The organism is Polyangiaceae bacterium, from assembly GCA_020633235.1.
In the GTDB taxonomy this organism is placed as follows: Bacteria; Myxococcota_A; Polyangia; order Polyangiales; family Polyangiaceae; genus JACKEA01.
Map to the genome: position 1 here is coordinate 447,522 of JACKEA010000006.1, position 14,849 is coordinate 462,370.

Below are 14,849 nucleotides of genomic sequence, written 5' to 3' on the forward strand. Positions count from 1 at the left end.
CAAAACTTGACCGAAATCAGGCGAAGCCATGCGAAAGTTCGCTTCCATGAGGCTCCGTATCTCCGCTCGGGTACTGGTCGTGCTGGCGCTCGCCTGCGTTTCGGCCTTGATCGCCACCGCAGCGTGCTCTTCCTCGGACGACGCGACCTTCCCATCCTCGGGCGCCTGCACGGCGGATCTCGCGGGGGTCGAGAAGATTTTCGCGAAGTCCTGCGCCACGAGTCAGTGCCACGACTCGAAGAACCCCGCGGGCGGGCTCGATCTCCAGTCGCCGGGAGTGGAGGGGCGGCTCCTGGCCCTCGCGTCCGCTGGCTGCTCGGAGGCGACCGTGCGCGTGGCTCCCGGGGACCCGGACCACTCTCTTTTGTACCTGAAGGTGAGCTCCGACACGCCAGCGTGCGGGGGTCTTCGGATGCCCCAGGGCGGCAAGCTCTCGGACGCGGAGATCGAGTGCATCCGTGGGTTCATCGAGAACCTCCCGGCGGCGGACGCGGGAGTGGATGCTTCACTGGAGGGCGGTGCGGACGCCGGCCCCGACGCCGAGGCGGACGCCGACACGGATGCGTCCACGTGCGACGGCGGCCAGTGCTCGTGCGCCACCGGGCAGACCTTCTGTGGCGGTACCTGCGTCGATACCCTGAGCGACAACGACAACTGCGGCGGCTGCGGTCTGAGCTGCGGCGCCGGCAAGACGTGCTCGGCCGGGGTCTGCGCGTGCACCGGCTCGCAGACGGAATGCGGCGGTACCTGCGTGGACACGCAGACGGACTCGGCCAACTGCGGCGCGTGCGGCCAGGCGTGCGGCACGGGCATGACCTGCAGCGCGGGTAGCTGCGCGTGCACGGGCTCGCAGACTGCGTGCGGTGGCACCTGCGTGGACACGCAGACGGACTCCGCGAACTGCGGCGCGTGCGGCCAGGCGTGCGGCACGGGCAAGGCCTGCACTGCCGGGAGCTGCACGTGCACGGGCTCGCAGACGGAGTGCGGCGGGGCGTGCGTGGACACACAGACGGACTCCGCGAACTGCGGCGGCTGCGGCCAGGCGTGCGGCACGGGCAAGACCTGCAGCGGCGGGAGCTGCGTGTGTGCGGGCTCGCAGACGGAATGCGGGGGAGCCTGCGTGGACACGCAGACGGACTCGGCCAACTGCGGCAGCTGTGGCAACGGCTGTGCCACCGGGGCGTCCTGCACCGGCGGGTCGTGCCAGTGTCCGAGCGGCCAGACGGCGTGCAACGGCGCATGCGTGAACACGCAAACGGATGGGACCAACTGCGGGAGCTGTGGCAACACCTGCGCCACGGGGGCATCCTGCAGCGGAGGCTCGTGTCAGTGTCCGAGCGGTCAGACGGCGTGCAACGGCGTGTGCGTGGACCTCGGGAGCGACGGAGCGAACTGCGGCAGCTGCGGCAACGTTTGCGGCAGCGGCAAGATGTGCTCGGCGGGTGCTTGCGTGGTGGACTGCGGATCCCTCGCCACCTGCGGAACGTCCTGCGTGGACTTGAGCAGCAACGCGCAGAACTGCGGGAGCTGTGGCAACGCCTGCCCCACGGGAGGCTCGTGCGTGAGCAGTGGTTGCCAGTGCCCGAGCGGCAGCAGCAACTGCAGCGGAACCTGCACGGACATCACCACCAGCCAGAACTGCGGCGCCTGCGGCAACGTGTGCAGCGGCGGTACCAGCTGTCAGGGTGGGAGCTGTCAGTGCCCGAGCGGGCAGGCGCTGTGCGGCGGCGTGTGTAAGAGCACGCAGTCGGATTCGCAGAACTGCGGCGGCTGCGGCATCGTCTGTGGCGGTGGCACCAGCTGCCAGGGCGGAAGCTGCCAGTGCCCAGTGGGTCAGACGCTGTGTGGCGGCGTGTGCAAGAGCACCGGGTCGGATTCGCAGAACTGCGGCGGCTGCGGCATCGTTTGCGGCGGCGGCACCAGCTGTCAGGGCGGAAGCTGCCAGTGCCCGAGCGGACAGACGCTGTGCGGCGGCGTGTGCAAGAGCACCGGGTCGGACTCGCAGAACTGCGGCGGCTGCGGCGTGGTGTGTGGTGGCGGTACCAGCTGCCAGGGCGGAAGCTGCCAGTGCCCGAGCGGTCAGACGCTGTGTGGCGGCGTGTGCAAGACGACCGGCACGGACCCGAACAACTGCGGGGGCTGCGGCAACGTGTGCAGTGGCGGAACCACCTGCCAGAGCGGGAGTTGCCAGTGCCCGAGCGGTCAGACGAACTGTTCTGGCGTGTGCAAGACGACCAGCACGGATCCGAACAACTGCGGGAGCTGCGGCAACGTGTGCATGGGCGGCATGACCTGCCAGAGCAGTGCTTGCGCTTGCCCGAGCGGTCAGACGAACTGCGCCGGCGTGTGCAAGACGACCAGCACGGACCCGAACAACTGCGGGAGCTGTGGCAACGTGTGCATGGGTGGCAAGACGTGCCAGAGCAGCAGCTGCACGTGTCCCAGCGGCGAGATGGACTGCTCCGGCGTCTGTGAAGACACCCAGTCGGACCCCAACAACTGCGGTGGTTGCGGCTTGGTATGCGGGATCGGGACGGACTGTTCCGGCGGCGCCTGCGTCTGCAGCCCGGCGAGCGTGTCGTTCGCGGCGGATGTGCAGCCGATCTTCACGGCCAAGTGCGCGAGCGCAGGCTGCCACGCCAGCAGCTCGCCGCAGGCCGGCCTGGTGCTGGCGTCCGGCTCCGCATATGCGAGCATCGTGAACGTCAACGCCGCCCAGTGCGGCGGAACGCGCAAGCGCGTGTTGCCGGGGGATCCGGACAACAGCTACATCATCGACAAGCTGCTGGGCAGCAACCTGTGCGGAGGTGCCAAGATGCCCGCATCCGGAACCATGGACCCCGGACAGATCGATACCATCGCTGCCTGGATCTGCGCGGGCGCGCAGAACAACTGATCAGCCGCGGATGGCTTCGGCCAGGGCGACGAGACGTTCGGCGTTCGCCACGTGCAGGCTCTCCACCAGCTTGCCCTTGACGACGACGACGCCGGCGCCTTCGGCCGACGCCTTCTTGTGGGCTTCGATGATCTCGCGCGCGTCCGTCACGTCCTGCTCCGTGGGGGCGAACACCTCGTTCGCCGCCTCCACCTGCTTCGGGTGGATCAACGTCTTGCCGTCGAAGCCGAGCTCGAGGCCCTGGGCGCAAGACGCGCGGAAGCCCTCGGCGTCGTCCAGATCCAGATAAACGCCATCCAGGATCGAAAGATCGTGGGCGCGGGCGGCCAGCAGGCACAGGCCCAGGGAGGTGAGCATGGGCAGCCGCAGCTGAGTGTGGTGCGCGTGAAGATCCTTGGTGAGGTCCGAGGTGCCCATCACCAGACAGCGGACGCGCGGGCTGGCACCGGCGATCTCCTTCGCCGAAAGCACGCCGATGGGCGTTTCCATCATGCACCAGATGCCCACGCTGTCCGGCGCGCCGTGCTGCTTCATCAGGGCCTCCACCTCTTGAACCTGCTCCGCGGAGTCCACCTTGGGCACCAGGATGGCCCCTGGCGCGGCGGCCGATGCGGCCTTCAGATCCTCTGCGCCCCACGGCGTGGACAGCGCATTGATGCGGATGATGAGCTCGCGCCGGCCGTAGCCGCCGTCCTTGACGTTCTTGCACACGAGCTCCCGCGCGGCGCCCTTGGCGTCGGGCGCGGTGGCGTCCTCCAAGTCCAGGATCAGGCCGTCGGCAGGGAGTGTCTTGGCCTTCTCTTGCGCGCGGGCATTGCTGCCCGGCATGTACAGCACACTGCGGCGGGGGACGATCGGCGTGGTCATGCGCGCCGTAATACCACGCGCGGAACGCGACGGGGATCGCGCCGAACCAACAAGAAAATCAGAACACGAGGCCCAGGGTGTTGTTCAGCTCGGCGTCGGTGCGCTGGACGCCGGTGGGGGGCTCGCTGTCGTAGCGGAGGGTGAAGGTGAGGCCGGCGGTGAGCAGCTTGGAAATGGCGAACTTCGCCGCGGTGACGCTGAGCACTCGGTAGTCCGACGGCTCGTCGAAGCGCGGCTGGAAGTAGGTGGTGGAGACCAGCGTCACGCGGTCGTCGGGTTGGGCCAAGAGCGAGAGGTAGCTGCTGGAGCGGTGGGCGAGGGGAGCGCTGTCGTCGCCGGAGCCGGCTTGCACGTCCAGGGTTTCCGACTCGAGCATGTAGGCAGTGCCCAGGTAGGCGGCGAGGGGCTCGCCCTGCATGAGGGCGAAGCGGGGCCCGGTCCCCAATAGCTTGCGGAAGGTGAGGCGGCGGAAGCGATCGTGCTCTACCTGGGCGAAGACCTCCCACCACCAGCGGGTGGCGAGCGTGAAGTTGTAACGAGCGTGGGCGAAGTAGCGTGCGAGCTGGACGCTGCCGTTCAGCCGCGAATAGTCGCCGTTCAGGGCGAGGAAGCCGAAGTGCGGCTCGCTCCGCCCTCCGATCAAGGCGTCTCCGCCGGCGGTGAGCCCCTCGCTGTTGCCGAGCCGGCCGGCGAAGCGCGCATCGACGCTGCCGCCCAAGCCGTCGTCCTCTAGCTTGGCGCGCATCGGCTCGACGTTGACTTGGGCGGCGGCGGGCCTGGCAAAGGCAAGGCCCAGGACGACCAACGAACGACCGATCGCCTTCTTTCGAGGCGTGATCATCAGCGTTCGTCTCTAACCGAGACTGTTGAGCTTCTCAACACCACCAACGTTGAAGACTTCAACACATGTCCCTGAGGACGGCGGTGATGGACGGCTTTTGTGTGGTGTTTTTCGTCGGGGATCGTTGGCACGGCTGGTGCACTAGGAGCGGCACAGGAGAGTGCCATGACGACCCCCAAAGAGAACAACCACTCGTTCAAAGACACCTTCATCGTCGCGGGGCTCACCCTCCTCGTCTTCGCGCTGCTGCCGCTGATCGCGGCTCTGGGGCTCGCGTTCCAGTTCGTGTTCGTAGCGGTCGCTCCCGTTGCCCTGGTGGGTACCGTAGCCTACGCGCTGTTTACCAAGGCGGAACCGATCATCGCGATGATTCGCGGCATCCAGGTTCCGTCAGACGTCAAGTTCTGGCGTGGACACACCTGGGCGCGCAAGGTCGCTCCCAAGTGCGTGGTCGTGGGCGTGGATGACTTCGCGCAGCGGCTCATCGGACCGGTCGAGTCCGTCGAGACCGTGGCCGAGGGAAACGAGGTCGCGGCGGGTGACGTCATCGCGACGATTCACCGCCACGGTCGTGCCATCCCCGTCGCGGCTCCGATCGCCGGAACCGTGACCAAGGTGAACCCGGTGCTGGTCAGTGAGCCCGGCGCCGTGAACAGCTCCCCCTACGGTCGCGGCTTCATCGCCGAGATCGCTCCGGTGGAGAAGGGCCTCAAGGGCCTGGCGCGCGGTGGCAAGGCCATGCGCTGGATGCGTGACGAGGTCGATCGTCTCGTGATGTTGGCGCAGGGCGGCGTGCCGGTGGCGTCGTTGCCCGACGGTGGCGAGCTCGTTGGCGACGTGTCCGCCACGGTGGACGAAGAGACCTGGCAGCGCTTGGTCACTGCCTTCTTCGAGAGCTGACCGAAACAACGCACAGGAAGGTGTGCCGTGACCCGCTCAATTCCGATTCTACTGGCGATGGTACTGGTATCCGGCGTTGCGCAAGCAGCGTCGCCTGACAACGCGGAGTGTCTCACCTGTCACGACGCGAAGAAACGAGGGGTCACGGGCAAGGCTGCCGTCGACATGGGGGCGTACGGGAAATCCGTACACGCCGACGTGGCCTGCGTGGAATGCCACACGGACGCCAAGGGCGACTCCTGCAAGAAGGGGCTGGCCAAGGCGACGTGTGGCGGCTGCCACGAGAAGGAACAGAAGCAGTTCGCGATCAGCGCCCACGGCGCCGCCAAGACCAAGGGCGGCGCCGCGGCCGTTTCCTGCTCGAACTGCCACGGCACGCACGACACGCTGAAGAAGACGAACCCGAAGAGCTCGGTCTATCCCAAGAATCAGCCTGCGACGTGCGCCGAGTGCCACGAGAAGAAGGACGGAAAGAAGTCCGGGTTCCACCTCGATACGTACCTGCAGAGCGCTCACTGGCAGGGCGTGGCGAAGGACGGCCTGGTGGTCTCCGCAACCTGCGTGAGCTGCCACGGCAACCACGACATGCGTGGCAAGGCGGACGCGAAGTCCACCATCAGTCGCGCGAACGTTCCGAATACCTGTGGCAAGTGCCACGAAGGCATCACCGAGAAGTACTTCACCGGCGTACACGGGCAAGCGCTCAAGCGCGGTAGCTCGGACACGCCCATCTGCACGGACTGCCACGGCGACCACGGCATTCGTGACCACGAGGACCCGAAGTCCAGTGTGTTTGCGACCACCGTGAGCAAGATGACGTGCCCGCAGTGCCACAAGGCGGAGTACATCAACCGCAAGTACGGGCTGCCCACCGGACAGGTGGAGAGCTACGAAAAGACGTTCCATGGCCTGGCGGACCAGTTCGGTGACGCCACCGTCGCCAACTGCGCGAGCTGTCACGGCGCGCACCAGATCCTGCCGCCTTCGGACCCGCGCAGCAGCGTGAACGCGGCGAATCTGCCGGAGACCTGCGGCAAGTGCCATCCCGGCGCGGGCCCGAACTTCGCCAAGGGCAGCGCGCACGAGCCGGCCGCCAAGGCCGCCATTGGCGCGACCGCGGTGAACTGGGTGCGTTGGGTCTACATCGGCATCATCGCCGTGAGCCTATCTGGCATGTTCTTGCACAATGCCCTCGACTACTACGCCACCCTGCGTGAGCGCTATCGCGCGAACAAGGGCAAGAAGCGCTACCAGCGCTTCACCGTGGGCGAGCGCATTCAGCACCTTGTGCTGGTGTTGACCTTCGGCGTGCTGGTGTTCACGGGCTTTGCGCTCAAGTACCCGGATGCCTTCTGGGTGAAGCCTATACTGAACTCTCAGTTCGGGTTCTTGGCTCGAGGCTACGCGCACCGCGTGGCGGCGGTGGCCTTCATGGTCGCGTCGCTCTACCACGTGTACTACCTGATCGTGACGAGCCGCGGGCGGAGTCAGCTCAAGGCGATGATTCCGGGCAAGAAGGACGCAGCCGATGCCTGGCACCAGATCAAGTACTACCTGGGCCTGGCAGAGAAGCCCGCGTTCTTCGAGCGCTTCACCTACGCCGAGAAGTTCGAATACCTGGCGCTGATCTGGGGCTCGATCGTGATGATCGTGACCGGGCTCATCTTGTGGTTCGAGGAAGGCGCCTTGGGATGGCTGCCCAAGTGGGGTTGGGACATCGCCGACATCATCCACCTATACGAGGCGTGGCTGGCGTCGATGTCGATCCTGATCTGGCACCTCTATCACGTGGCCTTCAAGCCCAGCGGCCACGGCGTCAGCATGGTCATGGCCACCGGCGACATGACCGAAGAAGAGATGAAGCACGAGCATCCGGCAGAGCTCGAGACGCTGAAGGCGAGCGACGCCGAGCAGTCCGAACAAGATAGCGAGGCCCACCATGGCAAAGGCACTTCGTACCAGCCCGTGTGAATGGGCCCTGGTGCTCTTGGCCGTGGTCGCGACCGGCTGCGGGAGCCCTGCTGAAGGGGCTCCCGCGACCCAGAGCAAGTCGCGCATCGTGACCGAGGTGGACTGGGAGAACGACGTAACCCTGGAAAGCCTGAAACAGTCGGTGCACGCCAAGCTGGATTGCGCAGACTGCCACACGCCCCGTGAGGGTGCTTCGCCCGAGGAGACGTACAAGGGCGTGGTGCAGTGCCGAGGCTGCCACGAAAAGTCCGAGGCGGTGTACGACGAGAGCGTCCACGGGAAATCGCGCTTGGCCGGCAAGGACGGCGCGGCGCGTTGCCAGGACTGCCACGGAGCGCACAACGTGTTCCCGGCCAAGGACTCGCGGTCCCTGGTCAACAAGCGGCGACTCCCGAACACCTGCGCTCGCTGCCACGACAACCCCATCTTCGCGGACAAGATGGGCCCCGAGGCGGACCCCAGGGCCGCGCGGCACTACGCCGAGAGCATTCACGGCGCGAAGCTGTTGGAGAAGGGCACGGTGGTCGCGCCTTCTTGTGTGGACTGCCATGGTGGGCACGACATCGCGGCGATCAAGGACCCGAAGTCGAAGGTCAGCGCTGCCAACATCGTGGGCACCTGTGGTGATTGCCACGAAGGCATCGTGCAGAAGTTCTCCAAGAGCGTGCACGGCAAGGCGCTGGCGAAAGGCGACGCCGACGCCCCGGTGTGCACCAGCTGTCACACCGCGCACAACATCGACTCCGCCAACGTCTCGTTCAAGCTGGCCAGCGACCAGCGTTGCGGCAAGTGCCACCAGGAGCGCTTCCAGCAGCACCTCGGGACCTACCACGGCCGCGCCCACGTGTTGGGCGGAGCCGAGGTGGCGGCCTGCTTCAATTGCCACGGCAGCCACGAGATCCTGTCGCAGAAGGATCCCGCGTCCATGGTGAGCCCCGAGCACAAGCTCGAGACCTGTCGCACCTGCCACGCCGACGCGCCGCCGAAGTTCGCGAGCTTCATGGCTCACGGTGACTCGAACGATCGGAAGAACTACGCGGCCTTGTACTGGACCGCGCGTCCGTTCCAAGGGCTCCTGTGGGGCGCCGTGGCGTTGTTTGCCCTGCACACCTTGGCCTGGAGCCTACGGTCGGGCATCGCGTTCCTCGCGTCGCCCAGGATGTACCTGGCGGAGCGCCGCCGCCGCCGGCAGCTGCGGGCGGCAGCGCACCCACAGCGCTTCCGCTTCGTGGATCGCTTCTGCCACGTGTTGCTCCTGGTGAGCTTCGTGATCCTGGTTTGCACGGGCATGCCTCTGAAGTTCCACGCAATGACCTGGGCCCAATGGTTCTTCGGTCTGCTGGGTGGAGCCGACGTGGCACGGGCTCTACACAAGCTGGGCGCCGGCATGACGCTGGCCTACGTGGTGATCCACCTCGCCAGCCTGATCGGTCCGGTGTGGCGCGAACGCGCGTCCTTCGCCGGGGCGAGCGGCCGCTTCTCCTTCCGGAAGCTCTTGGCCTACGTGTTCCGACCGGACTCCCCCATGCTCGGCCCTTCGGACTTCCGCGCGATGTGGAAGCACCTGCGCTGGTTCTTGGGTCGCGGTCCGGAGCCCACCTTCGGTCGCTTTGGCTACTGGGAGAAGCTCGACTACTTCGCAGTGGCGATCGGGATCGCAGTGATCGGCGCTACGGGACTCCTGACCTGGATGCCGGAGGTGTTCACCACCGTGCTGCCCGGTTGGTTCGTGAACGTGGCGCAGGGCGTGCACAGCGGTGAAGCCCTGATCGCGGCAGCGTTCCTGGTCATCGTGCACCTGTTCCACGTCCTACCCGGGAAAAGGAGCGAGGTGACCCGGCACGCCAAGAAGTCGGCGGCCAGTACGCGCCTTCCAGCGATGCTGAGCCACTGAGCCCGAGGCCTACGCTCGGGCACCGATGCGCGCCTTCGCCAGGGCGCGCATCGGCCTATTTGGGGAGCCTGTTTCGGCAAGCGAAACACAGCTCGGCGCTCTTCAGGTCCACCTCTTCCACGCCTCCTGCGGCGTACATCACGCACTTGGAGTCGTGGCAGTGCACCAGCCCGTGGCAATGGCCGAGCTCGTGCACGGCTTCCTTGAGCAACCGCGTGGCGAGAAGCTCGGGGTTCCTTGCCAGGCCATACCGCTGATCGTCCAGGCGAAAGGTGGAGATCACCGCAGCCCGGCCGCCCAAGTAGGCTTCGCCCAGCACGAAGGTGAACACAGGCATGAAAAGGTCCGAGCCCGTGACGCCCAGGACGAAGTCCGTGGTCGCGTGCTCCGCCAAGTTGGCAAGAACCTTGCGCGCGTCGTACTGCCGCCGAGCTTCCACGTAGCACGCCTTGGCGTCGCACACGTCTGGTAGCATCCTCACCCGCAGCGCGAAGGCTCGCTCCAGACGCAAGCCGAGCCAGGGCAAGAGCTCACGGCTGTCGGGTAGATCGAAGTGCACCAGCGACAGCTCCTTCACGAGCGATCCTCAGCGGCGCAGTCCGTACTTCTTGATCTTGTTGTAGAGCGTCACGCGGTCCACTTCCAAGAGCCGCGCGGCCTGACTGATGTTCCAGTCGGACTTGTCCAGCATGCGGAGCACGTGGGCGCGCTCCACGTCCGCGAGCGTTTCCCCCTGAGCCGCGGACGGTTCCGCGCGGTGCCCCAAGCGGAGTGCAGCCAGGTCCTGTGCCCTCAGCACGGGTGGCTCCGCCATGACCATCGCGCGCTCGATGGCGTTCTTGAGCTCGCGGATGTTTCCGGGCCAATCGTGCTTCTCGAGAACTGCTAGCGCTTCTGGGTCGATGTCTTGGATGTCCTTGTCCACCTTGGTCGCGAACGCCTTCACGAAGTGGCGCGCCAACAGCGGAATGTCGCCGTCGCGTTCGCGGAGCGGTGGCAGGTCGATGCGAAACACGTTGATGCGGAAGTAGAGGTCCTCGCGGAACGTCTTTTCTGCGACCAGCTCTTCCAGGTCTTGGTTGGTGGCGCACACCACGCGAAAATCCACGCTGATGGGGCGCGAGCCGCCGATGCGGGTGAACTCCTTGGAGTCCAGCACGCGCAAGAGCTCCACCTGAGTGCGCGGGCTGATGCTTCCGATCTCGTCCAAGAACAGAGTGCCGCCGTCCGCTTGCTCGAACTTGCCCTTGCGCCGGTACTGCGCCCCGGTAAAGGCACCCCGTTCGTGCCCGAACAGCTCGGTTTCCAGCAGGGTTTCCGGCAGCGCGCCGCAGTTCACGGGCACCAGCGGGAAGTAGCGGCGGATGCCACGGGAGTGAATGGCCCGCGCCACGAGCTCCTTGCCGGTGCCGCTCTCACCCCGGATCAACACCGTCACGTCCGTGTCCGTGAGGGACTCCACCAGGCTCATCACTCGCGCCATCTGCGGGCTCTGCGCCACGATCTCGCCCTGGTCGCTCAGGGCCGCGACTTGAGCGCGGAGCTTCGTGTTCTCCGTGGCCAAGCGCCGGGTCTGCAGCGCCTTGTTCACCGCGCGACTGAGCTCGTCCGGGTCGACCGGCTTGGTGAGGTAGTCGAAGGCTCCGGTCTTCAGCGCCTCCACCGCGGTCTCGATGGTGCCGTGGGCGGTGAGCATCAAGTACACGGTGTCCGGTGCCACCTTCTTGGCACGTTTCAGCAGCTCGATGCCGTCCATGCCGGGCATCTTGATGTCGAGCAGCACGACGTCCCACGGCTGCGCGGAAAGCTCCTTCAGCGCCGCCTTGCCGTCCTCTGCGGCTCCGGCTCGGAAGCCTTCCTTCTTGAACCAGTGAAAGAGCGAATCTCGAACCGAGAACTCGTCGTCCACGATGAGAATGGATTGGCTGTCGTCCGACATGTTCAGTCTCCGGAAGGTTCTGCCGCCTGCCGGGGCAGCGTGATGCGGAAGGTCGTGCCTTTGTCGAGCTCGGACTCCACGTCGATCTGACCACCGTGGCGGCGCACGATGCCGTAGACCACGGCGAGGCCGAGCCCCACGCCCTTCTCTTCCTTGGTGGACACGAAGGGCTCGAACACATGGGGGAGGACATCGGGCGGGATCCCGATCCCGGTGTCCTTCAGGACCACCGCGATGTCCTTACCTGCGTCCTCGATGCTCAAGGTGAGCTCACCGCCGGAAGGCATGGCCTCCACGGCGTTCACGATCAGGGCTACCAGCGCTTGCTGTAGCTGGTTCGCGTCACAGCTGACTTCGTCCGACGCCGCGGTCCGGGTCAGGGTGAAGTCCACCCCAGCGTGCTTGATCAAGTGCTCCACCGTTTGCACCGCGCGCTCCGCCACGGTGGAAAGGCTTGCCGGGGAGAGGTCCGCCTTGGACTGCCGCGCGAAGGTGAGCAGGTTCTTGACGATGTCACCGCAGCGCGTGGACTCTCGCTCGATGACACCTACGCAGCGGAGCGCCTCCTCGCGGTCGTCGGGGCTCATGTTCTCGTCCTTGATCTCGCGCGCAACGAGCTTGGAGTAGACGAGGATCCCGGCCAGTGGATTGTTCAGCTCATGGGCCACGGTGGCGGCGAGCTTGCCCAGCGACGCCATCTTCTCCATTTGCATCAGCTTGCCGTGGGCGCGCTCGAGCTCTGCAGTCTTTTGCTCTACGGCGGCTTCCAGCTCGGACTCCCACCGTGCCGTCTTCTCCTGCGCGCGCTCGAGATCTTCCGTCATGCGATTGAACGCCTTGGCAAGGTCGGCAAACTCACCGGTGCCCTCCACGGGAATTCGCGTGTCCAGACCGGCGGCCGCCACCCGCTGCGTCCCATCCACCAAGCGTTGTACCGGCCGCCGCACGAAGGCCCAAACGAAGGCAGCCGTCACCAAGCCGCCCACCAGGGCCATGAGCAGCGTGGCGTAGGCGGTGGTCTTCTGCGCCGCCACACGCCCTTCGTCCACGACCTCCATGTCCATCTGCAGGTCCAGCACGCCGAGCACTTTCTGCTTGGGCGGGTGCGCATGGCACGGACCGTTCGAGCACTCCGGGGAGTTTTCGATCAGATGGATGTGGCTCATCACGAGCTTGCCTTGCTCGTCGCGGAAGGTGCGTGAGAAGGGACTGCGAGAGGGCTCGTGGAAGGCGGCTTCTTGGGCGTGACACAGCTGGCACAGCGCGTCCTTCTTGGTCAGCTTGTGCCCTTTGTCGCCGTCCAGACTGGAGAACGCCACCTTGCCCTTCTTGTCGAAGATGCGGATGGCCTTCACGCCGGGCTGCGCTGCCAGCGTCGCAAGCTCGGAATGAACGCCCTTCTTCTTCTTCAGCAGCATGCCGTAGCGCAGCGCCCGCTCCAGCACGGCGCTGGTCTGGCGTGCATGCTCGTCGAAGGAGTGGCGCCACGCTTCTTCGCTACGCCCTTCGCTCCAAGCCGAAACCGCAAGGAACACCGCCGCCATCGATACGAATATCGAGACGAACAGCTTGAATCCGACGGAGCGCTGGATGCGCTTCATGTTCCGTCCTGCGGCAATGGCGAACACTTCGCCTGACGCTCTCTTCCATAGCAAACGGCAGTTCAGAATGAAGCTTCAGGGGTGCGCGCCACAGACGTCCGTCATCCGCAAACTCTGCGCGAATTCGCCGTCCGATTTCGGTCTAGGATGTGACGAGGGGAAGGGGTTTCAGCGATGCGCAGAGCAGTTTTCGTAGCGGTACTGTCGTTGTCCACCGTCGCCGGGGCGCAGCCCGCCGGAGAGCCGCCGGAGCAGCCGGCTGTCGTCGATCCGGCCGTGCCTCCTGCGAGCTCCGCGCCACCCACGGCTCCGGCCCCGCCGGCGAATGGCCCGCCTCCGGCGGGTCAAGGTCAGCCCACTCCTGCGTACGGCCAGCCGGCTCCCGCATATGGCCAGCCCGCTCCCGCGTATCGTCCGCCGGCGTACGGTCCGGCGTGGGGCTACGGGCAGCAACCACCCCCGTACTACGGGCCTCCGCCTCAGGGCTATGGCGCGCCGCCGCCGCCACAGCCCCCGCCGCCTCCTCGTAGCGGCATGGTCGGTGTCGCGCACATGGGGCTCGCGATCGGAGGCAGCGGTGACACGGACCCGTCCTGCGACGGTGCTGGATGCGGCGGGTCGGCGTCAGGCAACGGGTACGACGACGAGTCCGATTTGGTCTTGGGCTTGGACGTCTTGGGTCATCTGAGCCCGGAGCTCAGGGTGGGCGGTGGCTTTCTCTTCTTCCCGAACTCGGCGGCTGATTTCGACGGTGAGAACGTGGACTTGGGCAGCGACCTTTCGCTGCTCCTCGTCGTCGAGGGCGTGTTCGACGTCGGACCCAAGGTGGCGCTGACGGTACGGGGACAGGGCGGGGCGTTCTTCCTGTTTCCAGGAGGAGACCTGGGTGACGCCATCGATAGGCAAAAGGAGGTCTGCGACGCCGTCGGGAACGATTGTGAGGTGAAGGACGGGCCCTACGTTGGGTGGACCGCCGGCGGCGGCTTCGGCGTGTTGGTTGCGGCGGGCAAGATCGGCATCCGTGGGGACATCACGCTGCAGTGGTACGGCGTCGAGACGTTTGGAGTGAACGGATCCACACCGGTCGGCAGTATCGACTCCTCGCTCGGTTTCGCCGGCGACCGCGTGCTGCTCACCGGCGGCGTGGAGTTCTGAGGTCCAGCTTCGAGCTCAGGTCCACGCCAACCGGACAGTGGTCGCTGCCGCGCACGTGGGGCAGCGTGAAAGCGTTCGTCACGAAGCGCATCGCGGCGGGGTTGGCGAGCACGTAGTCGATGCGCCAGCCCACGTTCTTCTCGCGCACGCCGGGGCGCTGGCTCCACCACGTGTAGTGGCCGCCTTCCGGGCAGTGAGCGCGAAAGGTGTCCACCCAACCCGCGCGGAACCACTGCTCCAGCGTGCGCCGTTCTTCCGGGCGGAAGCCGCTGTTCTTCACGTTCTCACGCGGGCGGGCCAGATCGATGTCCTCCCGCGCGGTGTTGAAGTCCCCCATCACCAGCATCGGCTCGTCGAAGTGGCGCGACAGCTCTTTGAGGAGCGCGCGGTAGAACGCGAGCTTGTAGGGAATGCGACTGAGATCCCGGTTGGGGCCGTCGCCCTTTGGGAAATACGCCGAGCACACCACCAGCCTTCCATAGCGGGCGGCGACAGCGCGGCCTTCCCGCTGGAAGCGCGGAGCCAGGCCCAGCTGCACGGGCTCCGGCTCGTAGCGCGAGAGCAACGCCACGCCGCTGTAGCCCGGGCGCTCCGCGGGCGCGTAATGCTGATGCCAGCGGCTCTTGCGGATCTCCTCTGGCACCTGCTCGGGAAAGGCGCGCACCTCTTGGAGCCCCACGATGCTGGCGCGCGATCGGGACAGAAATGCGCCCAGCCCCTTCTTGCTGCAGGCGCGAATGCCGTTCACGTTCCACGAGAGGACGCGCATGCGTGGGAGCGTAGCC

At 66.3% G+C, this 14,849-nt stretch carries 11 protein-coding genes; 5 read left to right on the plus strand and 6 right to left on the minus strand.

Annotation, left to right across the window (positions count from 1 at the left end; translation table 11 throughout):
* Nucleotides 1-46: 46 nt before the first annotated feature.
* Nucleotides 47-2,896, plus strand: a complete 2,850-nt coding sequence (locus H6717_31765; GenBank protein MCB9581651.1) for a hypothetical protein — start codon at nt 47-49, stop codon at nt 2,894-2,896.
* Here H6717_31765 and H6717_31770 read toward each other — a convergent pair whose 3' ends face one another.
* Nucleotides 2,897-3,763, minus strand: coding sequence for a CoA ester lyase (locus H6717_31770; protein ID MCB9581652.1), 867 nt, complete (start codon nt 3,761-3,763; stop codon nt 2,897-2,899). It abuts the gene before it with no gap.
* Nucleotides 3,764-3,821: 58 nt separating this feature from the next.
* Complete coding sequence (locus H6717_31775; protein ID MCB9581653.1) at nt 3,822-4,604, minus strand: DUF481 domain-containing protein; 783 nt, start codon at nt 4,602-4,604, stop codon at nt 3,822-3,824.
* A gap of 165 nt (nt 4,605-4,769) precedes the next feature.
* Here H6717_31775 and H6717_31780 point away from each other — a divergent pair, with 165 nt between their 5' ends.
* The 3 genes from H6717_31780 to H6717_31790 are packed head-to-tail and all read left to right on the plus strand — an operon-like array spanning nt 4,770 to nt 9,369.
* Complete coding sequence (locus tag H6717_31780; protein MCB9581654.1) at nt 4,770-5,504, plus strand: glycine cleavage system protein H; 735 nt, start codon at nt 4,770-4,772, stop codon at nt 5,502-5,504.
* Nucleotides 5,505-5,531: 27 nt separating this feature from the next.
* Nucleotides 5,532-7,475, plus strand: coding sequence for a cytochrome b/b6 domain-containing protein (locus H6717_31785; protein MCB9581655.1), 1,944 nt, complete (start codon nt 5,532-5,534; stop codon nt 7,473-7,475).
* Nucleotides 7,444-9,369, plus strand: a complete 1,926-nt coding sequence (locus tag H6717_31790; GenBank protein MCB9581656.1) for a cytochrome c3 family protein — start codon at nt 7,444-7,446, stop codon at nt 9,367-9,369. The genes H6717_31785 and H6717_31790 overlap by 32 nt, the downstream gene beginning before the upstream one ends.
* Before the next feature lie 55 nt (nt 9,370-9,424).
* On the opposite strand, the gene H6717_31795 is transcribed toward H6717_31790, so the two are convergent.
* Genes H6717_31795 through H6717_31805 form a run of 3 tightly spaced genes read right to left on the minus strand, consistent with a single transcriptional unit; the run spans nt 9,425 to nt 12,909 of the window.
* The gene (locus H6717_31795) at nt 9,425-9,946 is read right to left on the minus strand and encodes an archaemetzincin family Zn-dependent metalloprotease (GenBank protein MCB9581657.1); all 522 of its coding nucleotides are present in this window, start codon (nt 9,944-9,946) and stop codon (nt 9,425-9,427) included.
* A 9-nt stretch (nt 9,947-9,955) separates the two neighbouring features.
* Nucleotides 9,956-11,308 carry a sigma-54-dependent Fis family transcriptional regulator gene (locus tag H6717_31800; protein ID MCB9581658.1) on the minus strand — a complete coding sequence of 451 codons (1,353 nt, stop codon included), beginning with the start codon at nt 11,306-11,308 and terminating at the stop codon, nt 9,956-9,958.
* 2 nt (nt 11,309-11,310) lie between these two features.
* Entirely contained in the window at nt 11,311-12,909 is a 1,599-nt protein-coding gene (locus H6717_31805; protein ID MCB9581659.1) for a HAMP domain-containing histidine kinase, read from the minus strand.
* A 174-nt stretch (nt 12,910-13,083) separates the two neighbouring features.
* On the opposite strand from H6717_31805, the gene H6717_31810 reads away from it, so the two are divergent.
* On the plus strand, nt 13,084-14,064 hold the full coding sequence (locus H6717_31810) for a hypothetical protein (protein MCB9581660.1): 981 nt from the start codon (nt 13,084-13,086) through the stop codon (nt 14,062-14,064).
* On the opposite strand, the gene xth is transcribed toward H6717_31810, so the two are convergent.
* Nucleotides 14,042-14,833: an exodeoxyribonuclease III gene (gene xth / locus H6717_31815; protein ID MCB9581661.1), complete on the minus strand. Its 792-nt coding sequence runs from the start codon at nt 14,831-14,833 to the stop codon at nt 14,042-14,044. The two genes, H6717_31810 and xth, sit on opposite strands and share 23 nt — an antisense overlap.
* Nucleotides 14,834-14,849 lie beyond the last annotated feature (16 nt).